Source organism: Paenibacillus sp. PCH8, assembly GCF_002968835.1.
Classification (GTDB): Bacteria; Bacillota; Bacilli; order Paenibacillales; family Paenibacillaceae; genus Paenibacillus.
Map to the genome: position 1 here is coordinate 752,534 of NZ_PKQK01000003.1, position 17,776 is coordinate 770,309.

Annotated in this window: 23 protein-coding genes; all 23 read right to left on the minus strand. The window is 43.5% G+C overall.

Annotated features, from left to right (window positions below; translation table 11 throughout):
- Positions 1 to 4: 4 nt before the first annotated feature.
- On the minus strand, positions 5 to 721 hold the full coding sequence (locus tag C0Q44_RS20695; protein WP_036607918.1) for a response regulator transcription factor: 717 nt from the start codon (positions 719 to 721) through the stop codon (positions 5 to 7).
- 139 nt (positions 722 to 860) lie between these two features.
- Positions 861 to 2,123 carry a cytochrome c biogenesis protein CcsA gene (gene ccsA, locus C0Q44_RS20700; protein WP_105409116.1) on the minus strand — a complete coding sequence of 421 codons (1,263 nt, stop codon included), beginning with the start codon at positions 2,121 to 2,123 and terminating at the stop codon, positions 861 to 863.
- Entirely contained in the window at positions 2,120 to 3,793 is a 1,674-nt protein-coding gene (locus C0Q44_RS20705; RefSeq protein WP_105409117.1) for a cytochrome c biogenesis protein ResB, read from the minus strand. The genes ccsA and C0Q44_RS20705 overlap by 4 nt, the downstream gene beginning before the upstream one ends.
- Before the next feature lie 14 nt (positions 3,794 to 3,807).
- Positions 3,808 to 4,335, minus strand: coding sequence for a redoxin family protein (locus C0Q44_RS20710; protein ID WP_105409118.1), 528 nt, complete (start codon positions 4,333 to 4,335; stop codon positions 3,808 to 3,810).
- Between the two features lie 134 nt (positions 4,336 to 4,469).
- Entirely contained in the window at positions 4,470 to 5,219 is a 750-nt protein-coding gene (locus tag C0Q44_RS20715) for a pseudouridine synthase (protein ID WP_105409119.1), read from the minus strand.
- A 193-nt stretch (positions 5,220 to 5,412) separates the two neighbouring features.
- On the minus strand, positions 5,413 to 6,231 hold the full coding sequence (locus tag C0Q44_RS20720; RefSeq protein ID WP_105409120.1) for a S1 family peptidase: 819 nt from the start codon (positions 6,229 to 6,231) through the stop codon (positions 5,413 to 5,415).
- 63 nt (positions 6,232 to 6,294) lie between these two features.
- The gene (locus C0Q44_RS20725; RefSeq protein ID WP_105409121.1) at positions 6,295 to 6,828 is read right to left on the minus strand and encodes a spore maturation protein; all 534 of its coding nucleotides are present in this window, start codon (positions 6,826 to 6,828) and stop codon (positions 6,295 to 6,297) included.
- Between the two features lie 6 nt (positions 6,829 to 6,834).
- Complete coding sequence (locus tag C0Q44_RS20730; RefSeq protein WP_105409122.1) at positions 6,835 to 7,461, minus strand: nucleoside recognition domain-containing protein; 627 nt, start codon at positions 7,459 to 7,461, stop codon at positions 6,835 to 6,837.
- Between the two features lie 31 nt (positions 7,462 to 7,492).
- Positions 7,493 to 8,680 carry a D-alanyl-D-alanine carboxypeptidase family protein gene (locus C0Q44_RS20735; RefSeq protein ID WP_105409123.1) on the minus strand — a complete coding sequence of 396 codons (1,188 nt, stop codon included), beginning with the start codon at positions 8,678 to 8,680 and terminating at the stop codon, positions 7,493 to 7,495.
- Between the two features lie 247 nt (positions 8,681 to 8,927).
- A complete protein-coding gene (locus C0Q44_RS20740) occupies positions 8,928 to 9,704 on the minus strand; it encodes a sigma-70 family RNA polymerase sigma factor (protein WP_258166460.1) in 777 nt (258 codons plus the stop codon).
- A 102-nt stretch (positions 9,705 to 9,806) separates the two neighbouring features.
- Positions 9,807 to 10,400, minus strand: coding sequence for a lytic transglycosylase domain-containing protein (locus tag C0Q44_RS20745; protein ID WP_181151100.1), 594 nt, complete (start codon positions 10,398 to 10,400; stop codon positions 9,807 to 9,809).
- Positions 10,401 to 10,482: 82 nt separating this feature from the next.
- Entirely contained in the window at positions 10,483 to 10,698 is a 216-nt protein-coding gene (locus C0Q44_RS30340; protein ID WP_181151101.1) for a hypothetical protein, read from the minus strand.
- The gene (locus C0Q44_RS20755) at positions 10,695 to 11,129 is read right to left on the minus strand and encodes a hypothetical protein (protein WP_105409127.1); all 435 of its coding nucleotides are present in this window, start codon (positions 11,127 to 11,129) and stop codon (positions 10,695 to 10,697) included. Before C0Q44_RS20755 ends, C0Q44_RS30340 begins: the two co-directional genes overlap by 4 nt.
- A gap of 106 nt (positions 11,130 to 11,235) precedes the next feature.
- Positions 11,236 to 11,595, minus strand: a complete 360-nt coding sequence (locus C0Q44_RS20760; protein WP_105409128.1) for a hypothetical protein — start codon at positions 11,593 to 11,595, stop codon at positions 11,236 to 11,238.
- Between the two features lie 133 nt (positions 11,596 to 11,728).
- A complete protein-coding gene (locus tag C0Q44_RS20765; RefSeq protein WP_105409129.1) occupies positions 11,729 to 12,295 on the minus strand; it encodes a sigma-70 family RNA polymerase sigma factor in 567 nt (188 codons plus the stop codon).
- A 564-nt stretch (positions 12,296 to 12,859) separates the two neighbouring features.
- Positions 12,860 to 13,273, minus strand: coding sequence for a Na-translocating system protein MpsC family protein (locus tag C0Q44_RS20770; protein ID WP_105409130.1), 414 nt, complete (start codon positions 13,271 to 13,273; stop codon positions 12,860 to 12,862).
- A 173-nt stretch (positions 13,274 to 13,446) separates the two neighbouring features.
- Positions 13,447 to 13,638, minus strand: coding sequence for a hypothetical protein (locus C0Q44_RS20775; RefSeq protein ID WP_105409131.1), 192 nt, complete (start codon positions 13,636 to 13,638; stop codon positions 13,447 to 13,449).
- A complete protein-coding gene (locus C0Q44_RS20780; RefSeq protein WP_105409132.1) occupies positions 13,607 to 13,930 on the minus strand; it encodes a hypothetical protein in 324 nt (107 codons plus the stop codon). Before C0Q44_RS20780 ends, C0Q44_RS20775 begins: the two co-directional genes overlap by 32 nt.
- 206 nt (positions 13,931 to 14,136) lie before the next feature.
- Complete coding sequence (locus C0Q44_RS20785) at positions 14,137 to 14,934, minus strand: hypothetical protein (protein ID WP_105409133.1); 798 nt, start codon at positions 14,932 to 14,934, stop codon at positions 14,137 to 14,139.
- 12 nt (positions 14,935 to 14,946) lie between these two features.
- Positions 14,947 to 15,348, minus strand: a complete 402-nt coding sequence (locus tag C0Q44_RS20790) for a hypothetical protein (RefSeq protein ID WP_105409134.1) — start codon at positions 15,346 to 15,348, stop codon at positions 14,947 to 14,949.
- Positions 15,345 to 16,181 carry a hypothetical protein gene (locus C0Q44_RS20795; RefSeq protein ID WP_105409135.1) on the minus strand — a complete coding sequence of 279 codons (837 nt, stop codon included), beginning with the start codon at positions 16,179 to 16,181 and terminating at the stop codon, positions 15,345 to 15,347. The genes C0Q44_RS20790 and C0Q44_RS20795 overlap by 4 nt, the downstream gene beginning before the upstream one ends.
- Positions 16,182 to 16,193: 12 nt before the next feature.
- On the minus strand, positions 16,194 to 16,985 hold the full coding sequence (locus C0Q44_RS20800; protein WP_105409136.1) for a hypothetical protein: 792 nt from the start codon (positions 16,983 to 16,985) through the stop codon (positions 16,194 to 16,196).
- A gap of 15 nt (positions 16,986 to 17,000) precedes the next feature.
- Positions 17,001 to 17,711 carry a hypothetical protein gene (locus C0Q44_RS20805; protein ID WP_105409137.1) on the minus strand — a complete coding sequence of 237 codons (711 nt, stop codon included), beginning with the start codon at positions 17,709 to 17,711 and terminating at the stop codon, positions 17,001 to 17,003.
- Between the last annotated feature and the right edge of the window lie 65 nt (positions 17,712 to 17,776).

Sequence of the window (17,776 nt, forward strand, 5' to 3'; positions counted from 1 at the left end):
AAAACTACTTCGGTACTTCCAGTTTATAACCCACACCCCACACCGTCGTAATCATGGCCGCCGATTCAGGCGATACCTTGTTAAGTTTCTCGCGAAGACGCTTCACATGCGTATCCACGGTACGAAGATCGCCAAAGAATTCATAGTTCCATACATCTTTGAGTAATTCTTCTCTGGAGAATACTTTGTCTGGAGATGTTGCCAGATAGTGCAGTAATTCATATTCCTTTGGTGTGAGACTGATCTCTTCGCCGCCTGCCGTTACTCGATGTGCATCATGTTCAATGACCAAATGCGGAAACACAATGTTGTTACTTGAATTGCTCTCTTTAGACAGATAAGCAGTCGCGGAAGCACGTCGCAAAATCGCCTTAACACGGTAAATCACTTCACGTGGGCTGAATGGTTTTACGACGTAATCATCGGCTCCAACCTCGAATCCCTGAACCCGGTTAATTTCTTCACCCTTTGCTGTAAGCATCAAAACCGGGGTAGATTTCACCTGACGAAGACGTGTACACACTTCAACCCCATCCATACCCGGTAACATGACATCAAGCAAAATCAGCCCGTAGTCCCCTGCAGTTGCTTTACGCAGCGCAGTTTCTCCATCCTCGGCTTCATCAATTTCGTAACCTTCTTTTTCGAGATACATTTTCAACAGCCTGCGGATTCTCTCTTCGTCATCCACGACCAGTATTCGGTTCTCATGTTCAGCCATGCCTCTCCAGCCCCTTTGCAATAACTCCTCAGTACTTCTATTATGTTCGATCTGGCGAACAATATTTGAATATCCTTCGTTAAAAGGATTAATTAGTGTTTCTCGCGTCTAGATTCAACCTTTGCAATATGAGTTTACCCTAGTCCGCGCCAGCGTAAGAATGTAATCCGGCAATAATCAGATTCACTCCAACCAGCGTAAACATAACGACCAGGAAGCCAAGAACTGCAAGCCAAGCAGACTTCTGACCTTGCCAGCCTTTGGATAAACGCAAATGCAGATACACACTATAATATAGCCAAGTAATCAATGCCCACACTTCTTTGGGGTCCCATCCCCAAAAGCGACTCCAGGCAATCTGAGCCCAGATCATGGCAAAGATTAATGCCCCCAGTGTAAATATCGGAAATCCAATGGCAATCGCGCGATAACTAATCTCATCCAGATCATCAGCATCGATTCCGTCCATCATTGGCTGTAGCGCTTGTCCAAGCGGTCTGCGCACAATAAGTCGTACAATTCCATACAAGATCAAGCCTACAATGAGTGACCAAACCACCGTATTAAGCTTACGCCCGGCATTTACTCCATTCATCCAGGAAGGCGTCTCAAGTAAAGGTTTTTTCATGCCGAGAAACGGTTTCATGCTCTCCACTTCGCTATTATATGGTGCAAAAATGGGAGGCATGCGATAAATCACTTTATCTATTGTACTATTTCCCTGTACCTCTGTGTCAATGCTGACCGTTTTTTGTACGAAAACCGCCTCGTAACCAGCTGTACGAAAGGCAAATACGGTTCCGATAAACCCGATCACTACGACTATCGTAACCAGGGTAAACTCGACCCATCCACGTTGACGCCTCGAAGACTTGTCTTTGCCACTAAAATCAACGGTCCGCAGCAAATACATAAAACCTGCCGCAAAACCCACCGCGAAGAACGCTTCACCAAGGGCTGCCAACGTCACGTGTATTTTCAGCCAGATCGACTGAAGTGCCGGTATTAGTGGCTGTACTTCCTGAGGAAATACAGCTGCATATGCCATAATAATGATCGTGAGTGGTAATGCAAACAAACCCAGTAATGACTTGCGGTATATGGCATATACCACAATAAAGGCAACCATGATCATCATGGACAGAAAGGACATGAACTCGTACATGTTACTTACCGGGATATGACCTGCCCCAGCCCATCGGGTGATAAAAAACACGATATGTGCAGCCAAGGCGACAGTCGAAGCTATGAAAGCCCGTTTGCCCCAACGATTCAGATGGGCAAGGGGATCACGATTACTCCACTTTTTGCCCATGACCGCGACAGCATATAACAAGAATGCAGCACAATACAGAAAGAAAGATACGATAAATGCGTCGCTGCTGAAATCCAATATACTCATGCTTGGTTCCCCCCGTTATCCAACGACTTCTCTTCCACTTCCAGATTCATCTGTTTCAAGACGGCAGCAACTTCGCGCCTGAAGCCAAACCAGTTTTTGTTGGTGTGTCCACCCAAGGTGAGCTTCTTATCATCGAATCGGATCCATATGCGGCGATGATGCCAATAGAAACCCATGACCAGACCCAACATTACGATTCCGGCTCCTACCCATACAAAAGGCATCGCCTTATCCACGCGTATATTTAGATAACTTACAGACTGAATAATATCTACCTTGTCCATGCTATCCACTTCCAGCTGTAAAGGAATCTCTGCTCCAATCAACTGCTGATTGATTGCATCCTGTTGAAACCGTTGTTTATCAATCTGCTTCGCAAAATACAGATATTGTATACCTTCTTCTGGCAGATCTGGCCCCTGGATGAGAAAGAGAAAAGCAGGTGCATTAGGTGATGGCGATTTTGATTTGGGCTCACCATTCTCATCCAATCCAAAGTCCATAAACTTTTCTTTCACCGTAAGGTTATACGGACCTGCTTCAAATGTTCTTTGGGTATCTACCATGTCGATCTTAATCGCTCCGTACACTTCACCCGTCTTCGTATTGACCAGATCTGGCGTTACGGAGCGGATGGTTGGAGTCAGATTATAATCAAATTGATAAGCTTTCAAGCCTTGATAATTCAATGGATGATTCACCCGCACATCATGTCTTGCCACCTCAGTTAATTGAGGTTTCTTCGAGAGATCCGAACAGTCTGCCGTGCATTCATACAGAATGACTTTTGTTTCGAATAGTTTCGGTACCGTTTTATTGAGGTTGCGGAATTGTTCAGGTACGTCTTCATCACTGTAGAATTCAACATTAAACTGTTCATTCTGCAGATACATCGACGTATTCGGGATCTTCTTGATCTCACCTTCGGGAAAAGCAACGTGCTCATCCAGGTTCAGACCAGGAAGCCCCCTTGCGAGCACAGCCAGCAGAAAGATAATAAGTCCAATATGGATGACATAGGGTCCCCACCGACTAAAACGTCGTTTCTCAGCCAGCAATGCATCACCTTGGGTGTGCACGCGGTACCCTTTCTTCTTCAGTGGCGTAACCGCTTTCTTAACCCACTCTTCTGGTGCCTCTTCAATGGAACCTTGATACACCAGACGTTGTCTTGTAAGGAATTGCGTATGTTTGCGTAATTTCTGTTTATTCAATGCTTTGTAGAGCGGAAGGACGCGATCCAGACTGCATATCACCAGTGAGGCGCCAATTAGCACCAGCAGCAGGATAAACCACCAGGATTCGTATGTATGGGATAGACCCAACAGGTAATAGATATGACCCGACTGACCATATGTTTCTTGATAATACACGGAAGGGTCAATGTTCAGAAACGTACTTTCTTGCGGATAGATCGTGCCCAACATGGAACCAACTAACGTCAGAACAATCATATAGACAGCAATTTTGACTGAGGAGAAAAAGTTCCATATGCGGTCGATAATATTGGGATTGCTACGCTGTGAACGGCGTGCCATGCCATCATAACGCATTTCCAGCACTTCATCCGATTTAGCCTCAGACTCCAAAAGTGGCTTGCCACATGCTTCACACAGCACAGTGCCTACCGGATTCTGATGTCCACACTCACATTTCGTATTTTGGAACACCAATAGACCTCCTGTCAGGGCTGCTTCGCCAGTTGTGAAATTTGAGCGTCAAGTGTGTCCAAATCAAGTTGCCCGATATGAATGGTAGAGATTTTGCCCGTGTCAGATACAAAGAATGTCGTTGGCATCGGAGAGATCCCGAAATCACGTACCGAGTTTTTCTCCCGGTCAAGCATGATTGGAAATGTAACCCCAACCTGCCGCACAAAATTATCCACGGTCATCTGGTCTTCCCCAACATTAATTCCGACAAATTGAACGCCTTGGTCTTTCCATTTATCAGCTTGCGCCTGAAGTGCAGGCATTTCTTTCACACAAGGTTCGCACCATGTGCCCCAGAAATTGATAACCATCGCTTTTCCTTTGTACTCGTCAGACGTGTGAACTTGACCATCCAGGCCCAGCAGTTCAAAAGAAGGAGACTTGTCCCCTTCCTTCGGCTTGCCGTTCGAGTCGGATACCGATGTGGTTATCGCATATCCGCCCAACACCAGGATCAATAACAAAATGACGATTTGCACCGTTCTTCTTGATTTCCCCATGTGCGGCTCCCCTTTGATGTGACGATATCCATTCGCATATCATTTGTCTAAGACAACTGTGAACATCCTATGAACAATTATAGCGAATTTCGTCACAAAACTGCGGCAGTTTTATGAATATTATGTGTCTTACATTACCTTTTTTTCGTTTTTTTGGCTGGTTCTGATAAGGCGAGCTGAATCAGGTTGTTGACTTCTTCTTTAGTTAAATTGCGAGTCAGACCCCTTTTAAGGTTTTGTAGCAAAATACCACCAAACGAAATCCGTTTCAGTCGGGAAACCGGGTGATTAATAGCCTCAAACATACGTCTAACCTGACGGTTACGCCCTTCGTAGATCGTAATGGAGATTACCGATTCGTTTGCCACTGTATCCACATCTTTGTACTCTACCTCTGCTGGAGCGGTCATGCCGTCATCCAGCATAATGCCTGTCTTTAATTTCTCCAAAGCTGAACCGTGCGGAACACCTTTAACGGTTGCATGATACGTTTTGGGTACGTGATGCTTAGGATGCGTCAGCAAATGCGCAAACTCGCCATCATTGGTCAGAATCAGCAATCCCTCTGTGTCATAATCCAGACGTCCCACTGGATACACACGTTCTTTGACACCTTTTAGATAGTCGGATACAATTTTCCGACCTTCTGGGTCCGATGCACTTGTGATTACGCCTTTTGGCTTATTCAACATCAAGTACACTTTCTTCTCACTGCGAATCGGTTTACCATTAACCGTAATCATATCCTCTTCGGGGTTCGCTTTCGTACCCAGTTCGGTTACGACCTCCCCGTTAACTTCCACTTTGCCGGACTGAATCAGTTCCTCGCTCTTGCGACGGGATGCAATACCTGCCTGAGCGATAATTTTTTGTAATCTTTCCATGTTTGTCATGTCACCTCACACTAATGATACCCATCAAGCAGGGAAATCACAAGGATAATCCAAGGATTTTGTAAACCGGGAACTCGAATACCCATTGTAGTCCGGCTTCCTCCTCCAGATTGACGCAAAAAAAGCCTACCTTCACACGACCTGTTTCTGACAGATAGTGTAAAAATAAGCCTTTTCCTTGAATTCAATTGGAAACTTTGCCGGCAACCGAAACCTGCTTTTTGGCAGGCGTAGTACTGTTCTTAATGAAAGTCTGCAATGTTTTGGAAGTAATGTAATATGTACGTCCACCGTACACAAACGTCATCATGCCGATCACCCGGTTGTTCTGATCCAGAACGGGGCCACCTGAATTCCCTTGTGCCATGGATTTCACAATACTGCCTATGCCTTTCTTACCTGGGACATCCGATGCCTGGGAACTGAATACTCGGCTTTTGGCTATGGTGTTGTAGATGGAAGGAAAATCTTCATCCAGGATAACAAGATCACCAGCCGGATTTTTGGGAAATCCAATCGTATAGACAACCTGATTATCCCTCGCGACAGTGAAAGTCACCGGTTTGGCGTCTATTTCCTTGTCCAGCTTTAACAGAGCCATGTCCGTCACCGAATCTGTCTTTATAATTGTGGCCTTCACGGGCTGATCCAAATGGCCAGGACTCGCTACAGTCAGTGTGCCTTCATCGCCATCAGACAGTTCAGCATAACTCTGAACGACATGGTAATTCGTGAGCACTTCATCTTTGGAGATCAGTATGGAGGTGCCTACATCATAATAAACCATATCGGGTTCATCCTGCTTGATCAAACGCACATTCACGACGGGAAAAGAGTCCGCTGTAACTGCCATTTGTGCACGCAGCTGTTTGTCGAAATAACCTGTAAAATGTATTGTCTGGATGGCTTGGGCCGCCACCAGTCCCGTTGACCCAGCGAGCATTGCCATAGCAAGCACGCCTGATATACCGAAACGGAGCATTCGTTTCCAACTCTTCTGCATGTCTCACTCTCCTCCGCTATTATTCTAGCATATCTACTATATCGGAAGGAGAGGGGTTATCTTTTAACCAAAAACAATTAAACAAATGGCAAGCGCAGCAATAAATCCAACGACATCGGAAAACAACCCTACTTTGAGCGCGTATCGACCGTTACGTATGCCTACGGCTCCAAAATAAACTGTTAGTACATATAATGTGGTGTCTGTGCTTCCCTGTACTGTGGATGCCATGCGTCCAATCATGGAGTCAGGACCATAGGTTTTGATTAGATCGGTTGTAAATGCTAGTGAGCCTGTCCCGGTCAACGGGCGCAGAATTCCCAGGGGTAGAACTTCTCCCGGTACTCCCATCCATGAAACCAAGGGAGCAAACAAACTGATTACAAAATCAAGTGCACCCGAGGCACGAAATACGCTGATCGCGACCATCATGCCCACAAGATGCGGAATAATGCTGATTGCCGTAGAGAAACCATCTTTGGCCCCATCAACAAAAGATTCGTAGACCGGGACCTTTTTGGTAAACGCATATAATGGAACAAACGCGATAATAACCGGGATGGCCCAGACGGAAATCCAGTTGATGAAGGTTAACAAGGGTGCTCATCCTTTCATACCAGGATTGCCACTTTTCTGTATCCGTGGCGGTCTGCGTAATGTCCTGTTTCGATACCAGCGGTCTGCCATAATTGCAGCAAGTGTGGCGATAATCGTTGCCATCAGTGTTGTACCCACAATTTCTGTCGCATTCGCAGAATGATAATTTAGCCGGATGGCAATCAAGGTTGTTGGAATAAGCGTAATGCTTGCCGTATTCAGAGCCAGTAAAGTACACATGGCAGGAGAAGCTATTTCTTTATCAGGATTGAGCTCTTGCAGCTGCTGCATCGCTTTGATTCCCATCGGTGTTGCCGCGTTCCCAAGCCCTAACAAATTGGCACTCATATTGGATAGAATATATCCCATCGCCGGATGATTTTTGGGTACATCAGGGAACAAGAAGCCTACAACCGGACCGAGTAGCTTGGCAATTCGGGCGAGCAGACCCGCATCTTCAGCCATTTTCATCATGCCCATCCAGAACACAAGCACACTGATTAGTCCAAAACATACCGTGACTCCCGTAGCTGCTCCATCAAAGGCCGCTTGAGTGACCACTTCAATTTTCCCGTTAACTGCCGCAAAAGCAAATCCGGTTAAGATCATCAGAAGCCAGATCAGATTAATCACGGGCAACTCCCTCCCTTCAACGGCGATATAACTAAGGAGACAATAGCTGACTTAACACGACACGCCATGCGGCGGCCCAAGAGGAGACATCTCCGATCCCACCCAGCGTTGCATCTTCCGTTTTTGGTTCAGGCGGGATATAACTGCCTTTGCGATACACCGGAATGGAGCCTACAAGATTGCCATCAAACTGCATTTCAATGCGACCTGCCAAACCGAACGAAGGATCTGTGGATAGGCCCTTTCCTTCCGTTCCCGTTTGCCCCCGATTTTCGATCAAAACCAACTTCTTGGTCAGCGAGGTTTGCTCACTCTTGGCTAGCGGATACCAAAATCCGCGGCCTGTAACGACATCCGTATTTTGCACAGGTTGTTCTTGCTTCGCGACCTCTACCAGAGGAAAGTATTCAAAACCGAAATCCAGCATCCGGGCATGGTCGTTCCAGTCGTTTCCATCGTTCAACGTCACGGCAGCAAGTTGTTGACCGTTGCGTGTAGCTGAACTGACCAGACATCTGAAAGCTTTCTTTGTATAACCGGTTTTCACACCATCCGCACCCTCATACAGCCGTAACATTTTATTTTTGTTGTGCCAGGAATACTCCCAGCTCTCATTAGGATTTGGTGCAGATTTGTCTTCCGTGGCAACAATGCGTTTAAACACCGGATTGTGTAACGCATAGGCTGTTAATCGGGCCATATCATTGGCAGTCGAATAGTGCCCTTCCGCATCCAGTCCATGGGGGTTCATAAAATGGGAATGGCTCAGACCAATTTGCTCTGCTTTTTTGTTCATTAACAGAACAAAACCCTCCTCCGAACCACCGACATGTTCGGCAATCGCCGAGGCGGCATCATTTCCTGAACGGAGCATTAACCCGTACAACATGTTCTCAAGCGTCATCTCTTCGCCCAACTTGAGGTAGAGCGATGATCCTTCCTTGGCAAAAGCCGAAGGAGTCACTTTAACTTTGTCGTCCATTTTGCTGTGTTCAATCGCTACGATTGCCGTCATGATTTTGGTCAAACTGGCAATTCGCAGTTCCTTATCTCCATCCTTGCTGTATAGGATCCGTCCTGATGTGACGTCGATGAGCGCAGCACTTTGCGCATGTGTGGAAGGACCTTGAATCGTTGCCTGTGCTTGAGTAACCCCTAATGAAGAGAGTAAGAAGACAGGGATAAGCATACCTACAATGACTTTCGTTAATTTTCGCATCCATTCATTCCTCCGGGTCACTTGGAATCTTGTACTATCTTATGTCTGGACAACTTGGAGTATGTCCCTTAGTGCAAAAACAGCAAAAAACCCTCGCGCACAACAGTGCGATAAGGATTTTCATAGGGTTATGTATGACCTATATAGATTGAACTAAAGAACCGTTCCGCTTCTTCAATTTATTTCTGTCCTCTACGTTCTCGTGTGAATGTTTAGTCAAATTATATTTCTTCAGTTTATAAAGTATTTAATTCTCATTGGGTTTATCCAACATCTTGGCTACTTTTCGCATAATCCTTGAAACTCTCATCTGGCTAATGTCTTCCATATCCGCGGTCTGTGTTTGATTAAATCCGTCGACTCGATGCTTCAATACAGTTACTTCTTTCTCACTAAGCTTGCGCTTGACCGAATTGATCACGGAATCAACATATAACTTGTCCAAAACACCATCTTCAATGTTTTCCCCACTATAAATAGTGTCCATTAACGTAACTGACTGAGTTTGTTGATCATCAGCGCCTACAGGTTCATCCAGATATTTCACACCTTTACCCACTTGAAGCGCTTTGTTGATCTTTTCTTTCTCCTCGTCAAGCAGCAATGCAATCTCGTGCGCTGTTGGAAGGTAGCCCATATCGTGCTCGATTCGATTGATTCGGTTGATTAATTCAGTAGCCGTGCGAGTTGGCCGAATGATGCTTGCACTATCTCTTAAAAAACATCTGATTTCCCTGACAATCGCAGTGACAGCGAATGAACTGAACTTGACGCCACGCTCTGTATCAAATGCTTTAACCGCTTTGATGAATCCCAGCCGGCCCAGTTGAAGAATATCATCCTTCTCCACACAATGATTCTTGATAATAATCTCGGGTCTTCCTATATACTTGTGTACAGAATGCCAAATCAAATTCTCGTTGACCAGTATACAATCACCGAGGAAATGCTCATCGGCCTTACATCGATCAATATTTTCTACGTCATCCATTGTGTAATACTTCTTATCTAGTTTCAAATTCATGCTAATATGTTCTGGAAATTTTCCCATTTGGATCTCCCTGTGTAAAATTGATAATCAACCTTTGAATATCTGAATTAAATTGTTATCCGATGTTTAATGAGCCTACTTGAGCATTTTAAGCATCTTGTTATAATGTTCCTTTACTTGATTGTAGTACCAGGAGCGTGCCTTACCCTTAGCTACATTTCCCTCCCCCTGGTTGTAAGCAATCGTTGCTGTGCGAAGATTGCCTTCGTATTTATCCATCAGATAATTCATATAAATAATGCTGGTTTTAATGTTCGTTTTAGCCTCATATAAAGCATTTTCACTCACACCGAACGACTGGGCCGTGCTAGGAAGAATCTGAAGCAGTCCTATTGCCCCATGAGATGACACGCTCTTCTCCAACATACGACTCTCCTGCCACATCATCGCCAAGATCCACAACGAGTCCACGTCGGATTCCTTCGTATACTGTTCTACCCACTTCACATACTTGAGCAGTTTCGCACGATTTACTTTCTTTTCATGATGGGATTCAATGTAACCTTCCAGCATTTCCACCATTTCTTCATGAACAGTTTCACGGGAATCCTTCTTTACTTGCTCTAATCTCACTGAGTCTACAACTACTTCTACCGACTTGTCATTTCCTGCAACCGACAGGTTGCCAAACAGGGATACGAATGACATTAACGCTGCGAAAATGCCCATAATTTTTTCCAAAGGGAGCAACAGCTTCGCCCACCTCCTTAATGAAGCCTTCTATATATAGAAGGAATATTTCATATACTGGTCAAGATTGATCTTGTTCGCTTGGCTGATAAACGACAATTGCTGCGAATTCCAACTCATTGCTTAGTGGATTAACCACACTTACGATCTCCAGCCCGGTAACGAACGTATGCGGATATGCAGCCAACCATGTATTCATCTGTTCTTCCACTCCTTTGGCACTGGCAGACACAAAAGTTTTTACGGCCAATTCTGAAGCGTAATTCAACACTTTCATTGCTCTTTACCGACGTGATCTTTCTTCTCGTCTACAAGTGTATCTGGATTGATTTCCTCAAGAGTGGGCGGAGCAGAAGCGCGTTCCTCTTCCTTTTTCTCCTCAATGAGTTGATTAAACTCATCTTCCATCAGTTCATGAAGCTCCAGTTCAAAAGCACTTGTAAGAATGTATCCCATACCATCCGTTAAATGTACGTTATAGAATGTTTGTGATGCTTCATGAAACGTGCCCTCTTCGTAGTTAAATCCAATTACTGCCTTCTCGTAGCCAGCCACAATTCCAGCAAACCAAACATTGGCTTTCGTTGTTGCTCCTGTAGGTGTCTGAACCTCATGCATATTGATCGGTGCATGGACATACTTGCCAATCATACTCGCTACAAGTTCTTCCGTTAATGTATCGTCTTTTGCTTTGATTACATGTGTCATTCGTATATTCCTCCACTGGATTAAAGTCTGGCGAACGTTCATGGCCTTACATTCTCTATACGTGTTATATCATCATCAGTTAAATTACAGGCAACGAAAAAGTACTTCATCCACTGCTAATGACTGTATAATGAGTTCGCATATGTACTACAGCAGCATCCAAATCCACAACTCGTTTAGAGACCATTTCTTCGATAACAGGTTCTTTCTCCCTGAAACCAACACCCATAATCGGCTTTTTGTGAATATACGCATGATGCATGATTACAACTTCAGTGGAGGTCAAAGCATCAACATCCAGATTAACCAAGACTGCATCAGCCTGCATGATGACCTTCTCAATGATTAAGGCATACTCCCTGTTGCTTAAATCAGAAGCTGTGGAAGAATCATGACTTGCCCAAACGATATCCGGAAATCCCTCCAGAGGTTCCATCGCAAATCCCAAAACGACTACATTAAGCATTCTTTTCCACCTTTCATTCCTTCATAACTTCTCTATACGACATAAAAAAGCACCCAGTTAAGGGTGCTGTCTGTTCTATGTAGGTTACCGAATCTATCTTCATGAAACTTGGGCTATTTATTGCCACTTAGGACTATAATGCTTCGTATTTCTCACGAATCGCTTTCCATAACTGGGATATACGTGCCTTGGATACACCTAGCATTCCTGCAATCTCTACAAATTCATACCCCGATGTTCGAAGTTTAAAGATTTGCTTCTCACGTTCGTTCAGCCTCATATTCTCCATGATATCTGTTACAAACTCAAAATTCTCATAAGCAAACCCAGCATGACCAAGCGCTAATGCTATATCTGTGCCCTCCGATTCATCGCCACCCCCATGATCCGTACACATGAGCTGAGCAGCGTTAACGACACTGAGGTTTTTCTCAGACATGCACTTGCGGTACATGTCCTTAATTTTATTCTCAATCAGATGATCAACAAACGTTGACATTTTCGCTTTTTCCGCATCGTACTTGTCCAGTGAGTTAACCAATTTGATCATAATCTCCTGGGTCACATCCTCTTTCTCCATCCCGGCAAACGTTTTACCTCTAAGCTTGTGGCGACACTTCTCCTGCGCTTTGTTCAAGAACATGTCTATATCCCCAATTTCAAATAAATCATCAAAACCCATGGCCGTTGTAGCAGACATTATACATTTCCCCCATAACTATTTAATTATCGCTGTACATATACTTTCTTCACAGTCTAGTAACTATCGAACGTGATCTCACTATATATTCTCACTATTGCTCCATAATCTCTTATTTCAATATGTAGACTTGTCACTTCTGCACGAACGTAGAAAACCGCCCTTGATCCGCCTCCTCATTCCCATTCGATTACATTCAGAATAACAAATACGAACTAATGTTCGCAACTATTATTTATCTTGTTCGCTCAAATACCTTTACTGACTATATACGATGTATATCGTGAAAGGTAAAGAAGCATTTTATATATACAAAAAGACCAACACAGAGCGCACCACTGGAAAATACCAAAATGGTGGAATGTGTCGGTCTTGGTCTGACATCTATTTCGTTCCAATTACCGAAGATATGGTCTTTAAGTTCTCTTACAAGTTATAGGCTTCGTCAAGATTATTAATCTATCTAATCGCCATAAGGGTAGTATAAGGAAATATGTAGGATATTGTCAACAACAAAATCAGTTCGTAAGACCTGTCCCGTTTTCAAACGTTATTTTATAAGTCTTAAGGCATGTTAATTTCATCATTTTTCAGCAGTATTTCAACATCCTTATTCATCTTAAAGACTGTGACTTGTTCCGCAAAATCATGACCAAAAAATGTTGTTTCGATGTCTTCAATCTTCAGACCCAAGTTGATATAGGAGAAAACGGGATTGAATTCTTCTCTCATTATAAGTGCAAGCTTCATCTTGTACTCGGCGAAGATTTGGCTTGAGTGCGATTGCATATGTTCCAGCATGAATGCCTCAGGCTTGGTGAATTTTGCTGTAAACTTTAAGATGATAAAATGATTCATGATGGAGACTCTGGTATCAACCGGCCCGCGTTCAGTAAAATCTTTTCTTATTCTGGATGCCAGCTTTGCGAGCTCTCTTTCCAAGTCTTTTATTTCTATGTCCCATCCCCTCCTCGCCAATCATCCTAATCCCTCAATTGCACTTGAATACATGAATTCACCTAATTTAATCAAAACTGCTTATACAAGACAAGTTTCCATTCAATTAATGAACCAGCTCTCTGTAATCTCTTCATGAAAAAGGAATAGACCCCAGATTTAGGCTGGGGTCTATTCCTTTATTTCACAATATATTATTGATTAGGGCGGATCTCCATTCTAAGCAAACTAAACGCCACCAAATTCAAAACGGCATTAGTACCGTATTCTCTTTCGATCACGTCGAACGCTTCCTCCGTAGCTCCAACCAGATCCTCTTTATCCGAGGTCATCTCTGTCGTAACAATTTCTTCATTATTCAGTGCGAAGGTCAGCCTGTACAGCATCTGCGTTCTCCTCCTTAGAGGTAAGTTCAATATTTCGTACATCGGCTAGATCGATAATGTGAACCACATCGTCTGTATCTTCCAATGTGATCGATTTCCCCTCATTCTTGTGTTTCGTAAAAAGTCTCCGATATTCTTGCTTAACCTCATCAGCAGTTAGCGGAATTTCGCGCACTACTTTATCGGAATCTTTCTCCTTCTGTTGCAGTCTCGGATTATCCTCCATCCAGTTCACCGTTTTCTTTTTGCCACTCCCTCTGAAATAGAAATGAGCAGTAAGTTCAATATTCATCGTATGATACCTCCCGGGATAATTGCGTTTTTACGTTACATGGTAGAAAAAAACCATTGAAATTAGACTTTCTTTCCATTACTACTATCTCTATACGTCCTGATCATCAAAGTGTTAATGTTAATCTTCGTATTCAAATGTCGGATCCATTTCCGTTTCCCTTGATTAAAGAAACAAAAAAGGATAGCATATGCTATCCTTCCATATCAATATTTCTTAATCGCTATACGATTACCCAGAGAGTTGTATATGTAGCTGAAATTGGTTTGAACAGGCGTTGCTCCCATCCTGGTGATGGACTTGGCGATGATTCGCCCCTCATTATCATAGTTATAAATAGCCTCAACCATAGTAGGGAGCTGCACGAAGTCCAGACCATCAAATCGATAAATTTCACCAATGGAGATGACCAGAAAAGATTCATCTGGTGCATAACCATCCGTAGAAGCCGGCATAGTGAGTACAGGCTCTCTAACCAGCTGCTCCGTGTAGTTATCTGTAACCACTTGTCGAGTGACTCTTCCCCGCTCATCATAAGCAAAATAAGTGACCACATCTGTATACTCCACCAAATCGCTGATCGATTCCCACGGATCAATGACATTGAGGCGTTTTCGTTCGGCCCAAGTCATGCTCACATGGGTTTCACCATCACTGATCATATCCGCACTATGCGTGTCTGGATGCTCATACACCACGATATCTATACCATTAATTGTGAGAATTCCATTGGATTTATATGCTACATCAGATCCAGCGATACGTGTATATTCCTCTTCGGCGTAAATATATAGTGTCGGGAGACTCTGATTACTCTCATCCTCAATTACGACATATATAGCATCCGGTATTTCATGTGAGGGAAGATCTTTTTTCTCATTCACTGTTGTAATCATGCCTAATGCAATTTTGTCCAATCGAGCATCAAGTGTCCCATTACCTTCTCTGGCTTCCTTGATCTCGTTTGAAAGCTTGACCACTTTACCATACGTAATGATATCCATGATCGTCGTCTCCTATCTGACCGTCAAACCAGTTACCTCAACCGTAAAACCTGAAGGTACTGAGCCTGGATTAATGATCTCAAAATGAAAATGGGAAGTACCATCCTTATCTTCATAAGGTATATCGACATTGTCGTAGATCCCATCGATGTAGTTGCCCGTACTATATTCCGCGGTATTGAAGTATAGAATCTGGGATTTAGCTTTAACTGCACTATCCAGGATGTGAAGTTCCATATTTGTTTCTTTTGTCGGGATTACACGTACAGTCTTTATCAGAAAACGAGGACTTTTCATAGGGAGAGAAACAAGGACTGATTCTCCCTCACCCTTTAGTTCTTCGATCTCATAAGACAATTCTACCTGCTTGTACACATCTTTCAGCTCCTGCATAATTCGCCATGTTTTGTTCATTGCCCAGGCCTCCTCCGAACTGGAATATAGGTAGCAGGATACCTCCGTGGCAATATCGTGGGAGGTATAGTTGGATCTATATTACCTCCTTGACCAGAAAGATAGCCTTGAAACTCATTCATTTCGTCTTTGTAAATGTGCTTTACAATATATTGAATTTTTTCACCCTCCGATGAAGCAGGGGTTCTCTGACCTACAATAATTGATCGAATAACTCCCTTGAATGAATCCTTTGAAGGCAAAACAATCTTGGTAACATGTACCCAGCGACCATTTGCTTGCTTCGTTAAAGAGCCCTGATAACCTCCCATACCAAGATTACCTGTGAATCGAGCTTCTGGCGTGTTGTGTACTGGAAGATAACCCACACTATCGTAAATGCTTATCTCTTTGGTATGGCTTATTATTACACCATGGATGTCAGTCAACATGAAACGGCCTGTATAATACTGAGGGAGTTCCTCCTGATCATACCCCCAAATGGAATAAATATTTTGCTCCGATGAGTTCTTTGAAGCGAGATGATGAAGCTTTCCAACTGTGTACTCGTACTGGACTCCCTCGAGCTTCAGTTGCCCCGTTTTACCAGAGCTTTTGCTCGTATACAGGGACATAGATTGCGTCGCCCTGGAACGATATGGACCCTGAGCGTAGGTGTAAAGTACTCCTGAATTATGTTGCTGGCCTGCCCTCTCAGGGTCATAGCTAGAGCTAGCCTTTGTTCTATTGGAATAATAAGTACTGCTTAGATATGTATAAAGCACTCCTGAATTACGCTTTATCACTGCTCGTGAAGGCGTGTATATAGATTGCTCTGTCCCTGCTACAGCCATATGCTCCCTCCTCTACTGCATCAATACAGCTACGGTGTTACCCGGTAGGAAGCTTGAACCTCCTGTGGTCAGAGAATATACCTTGTATGTCTTATTGGCCACTGTTATCTCATCTCCGTGACTTACACCTGCTGCGGGCGCAAAATAAATATCATGCAGTTCGCCTCGCGGACCTTCTGCGTTATTTGCCATGATACATGGGGAAAGATGATAGAGCGCGCCCCAGCCCGGATTCGTCGGAACCATTGCTGAATATGATTTGTACACATTATTAGTCTGGATATTATCCAGATCCTTAACGGTACGAATACCGTTGAATCCCTGATAACTTACTCCGATCCCCTGAGCACCCGAGTGATTTTCTTGGGAATAGCGATACATCAGACCGAAATACCCCAAATTGGATATCCCTGTTACCGAGTTCACATCCCCCGCCAACCACATAATTACACGATCTGCTGTAACCGATACCTGGTAGTCTGTTAAGAGGTTGGAATCAACAACAGATGTATGACAGTAGAAATTCCGTGTAGTAAACATTTTCCCTGCCGGAATACTCCCGTCAGCAAGTAATACATCTTCTGCTGAAGTTACCATGATATAGTTGCCGTTTAATTCCTTGGTATTTCCTTTCTCAAACTTAATAAATAACTTATCTTTTCCTGTTGAGCCCACTGATCTAATGACGAGGATATCCGATGTTTCAAAATAGATCGACCAAGGCGAGGATGCAATTCCCTTGAAGCCATTAATTAATGCTTGAAACAACAGATTCATTTTGACTTTACCACTGAAGAATGACATGTATAGGAAACCTCCTTATATTTTAAATAGAATGACTCGTTGCCCACCCATAACGTTGTTGCTGCCGAAGAAGCATGGATTGCAATATCTAGTGCTGTTAGAAGATGTATACCATAATGTATGTGGTGCATTAACAGGCATTTGCTGATCAATAACATGGAATACATAATATTTATTTTCACCTAAGTCAAGAATGGATCCGTCCGGATGTTGTGAAGCATCTTTCAAACAAGCTGTGAACATGTCAGCAAATTGTCCCCGTACTCCTTCGGATGGATTAAATACCATAAATGGGTTAACATAGTATCGTCCACCTACACCCGGAGATGTAAGCTGGGCATCTGTAGTAAAGTTATAGTACTCGTAAAGAGTGCCATTACGGGACTTTCTCACAACGCCTCTCCCCACATTAAAATCACCAGAAGCTAAATTGTTATTATTATTTACGTTCGAAGGCATATGTGTAAATATACCTACAAAATCATTAGCAATCGCGGGGTCCTCTAATTCAAGTGCTGTTAATCTACCTAAAAAAATTCGAATAGGTAACGCATTCCCAGTATAATTTTGGTACTCACCGTGAATAAAGATAATGTCTTTGGTTGTGAACAAAGTCCATTTGTATGTAACGTTATATTGATTATTGTTAGCTGAGAATGGTGTTTCTGTTAAAACTTTTCCTAGAGAATCTGTATAAACATCTACCTTAGGCGTTGGATTATTCATCATTCCCCATCTGATTACGGCACTATATGACGCTGCGTGATTTGCCATTGTGAAACACAAACTGT